The sequence below is a fragment of the Bacteroidota bacterium genome, assembly GCA_034723125.1.
Taxonomy (GTDB): domain Bacteria; phylum Bacteroidota; class Bacteroidia; order CAILMK01; family JAAYUY01; genus JAYEOP01.
On sequence record JAYEOP010000586.1, the window covers coordinates 1 to 1,553 of the forward strand.

The window sequence follows — 1,553 nt, forward strand, 5'->3', positions numbered from 1 at the left end:
AAAGTAAAAAGTGCCTAAAGTTAAGGTGTTATCTATTAGATATAGTACCGCAACTTTAGGCACTTTAGTCACTTCCCACTTTAGGCACTTATGCATAATGTAAGATTAATTATGCTTGGGTACTTACCCCAAAAACGACCACATTGTATCCAGGCATCGAAATTCCGAGGACACAATACCTATTTCACCTGCTCCCACTTAAAAGAAGAGAGATTCTTTTTGTCTGAACTAAGGGATTTGGAAAAAAAGAATTTACCCAAAAAGAGTGTAATTTGAAAATAGTAGAAGACAAACAGAACTTAACCTGATAATCTTTAATTAAATAACCTTATCAAGGATAACTTTATCAAGGATAATTTAATTATGAATTACAAGTTAAGCTCATTAAATAATACTGCTAATTTAACGCCTTCAGTAAAAGAAATATTTAAAAGAACTGCGAAAAATCTCACAGGATATAAACGAAGGATTTTTGAGGCCGAAATAACAAACGAATTCTATGGAGGTAATGCTCGAAAAGCTGAATATGAATTAAATTGGGGCAGAGCAACAATATCCCAAGGAATAAAAGAATTATCAAGTGGCTTTGAATGTGTTGGCAATTATGCGAATTGCGGTAATATAAAAATCGAAGAAAAAATACCAGGTATCACGCAGGATATTCAAGCCATTGTTGAACCTCATTGTCAGGTTGATCCACAATTCAAAAATGCCATTATTTATACTAGAATTACAGCAAAAGCAGTTCGCGAAGCATTGATTGAAAATGGGTATAGCGATAAAGAACTTCCAACGAGCAGAACTATTCATAACATGTTGAATCGAATGGGATACTCATTAAAAAAAGTTGAGAAAACAAGGCCTTTAAAAAAAATACCAGAAGTCGATGAAATATTTAATAATGTGCATGAGGCGAATAAAAATGCTGATAATGATCCAGAATCATTAAGGATTTCAATTGATAGCAAAGCTACTGTGAAAATAGGAAAATTATCCAGAGGTGGAAAATCACGAGATAAAGAGGCCCAAGAAGCACACGATCATGATACTAATTTTGATAGCACATTAAAACCTTTTGGGATTTTGGATGTACTGACAGGACTACTAACTATTGTTTTTGGAAACTCATCAGAAACAAGTGATTTCATAGTAGATTCCTTATTGGTATGGTGGCACGCAAACAAACAACTTTATCCACACATCAAGGAATTAGTTATTAATTTGGACAATGGACCACAAAGTAATAGCAACAGAACCCAGTTCATTAAAAGAATAACAGAATTTGCAGATGAAACAGGCCTGCGGATTCATCTAGTTTATTACCCTCCGTATCATAGTAAATACAATCCGATTGAGCGTTGTTGGGGGGCCTTAGAAAACCACTGGAATGGAACAATTTTAGATAGCGTAGAAAAGACAATGAAATGGGCGGAAACGATGACCTGGAAAGGAATTAACCCAGCCATAAAATTAATAGATAAAGTTTATCAAAAGGGTATCAGTTTAACAAAAAAAGAAATGGAAAAATATGCAGATAGATTCATGAAGTCAAC

The 1,553-nt window shown here is 34.0% G+C and carries 1 protein-coding gene; it reads left to right on the forward strand.

Annotated elements, in window-relative coordinates; translation table 11 throughout:
- Positions 1–363: 363 nt before the first annotated feature.
- Positions 364–1,553: ISAzo13 family transposase (locus U9R42_14675; protein ID MEA3497269.1), on the forward strand; the 1,190-nt coding region annotated here is incomplete at its 3' end.